A 594-nucleotide genomic window follows, 5' to 3' on the forward strand; every position below is an offset into this window, starting at 1 on the left:
ATAGAATCTTCAAGGGTAAGTGTTGCAGTTACTGAAGAAGTATTTAAACAATCATCTGTAGCGGTATATGTTACTAGAATAGTTCCCCCAGCACCACAAGTAGTTACTAGATTAGTGAACACATAATCCGAAGTAATCGTTACATTAATATCATCAGCACAGGCTTGAAGTTCCGCAATGTTAGCAGCATTCCAATCGTTAGCAATGGTTTCATTAAGATCTCCGTCACATTCAATAGTTTCATCAGTAACATCACAGCTTGTTAAGTCTGGTCCGGTAGCATCACCGAAGCTAAGAGTAACAGTAATCGTAGACTCGTTACCACAATCATCCGCAACCGTATAGGTTACAGGAAGTGTTCCACAAGGTCCACATACTACGTTTAAGTTATTAAAGTCATAATCAGAAGTTACAGTAAATACGCCATCTGCATCACAGCTATCCGTACCACAAGATTCAAGAGCAGCTATATTAGCAGCATTCCAAGCATCCGCAATTGTTTGATTATCATCTGCAGTACATTCTACATTTTCATCCGTTACATCGCTACAAACCGAAAGGTCAGGACCGATAGTATCTTCAAGAGTAAGAATA

General features: G+C 39.2%; 1 pseudogene. It reads right to left on the reverse strand.

Annotated elements, in window-relative coordinates:
- Positions 1-594 (reverse strand): annotated as a pseudogene (locus Q4512_RS16380) (gliding motility-associated C-terminal domain-containing protein); the annotation flags it as partial.

It is taken from the genome of Oceanihabitans sp. 2_MG-2023 (assembly GCF_030547245.1).
Taxonomy (GTDB): Bacteria; Bacteroidota; Bacteroidia; order Flavobacteriales; family Flavobacteriaceae; genus Oceanihabitans.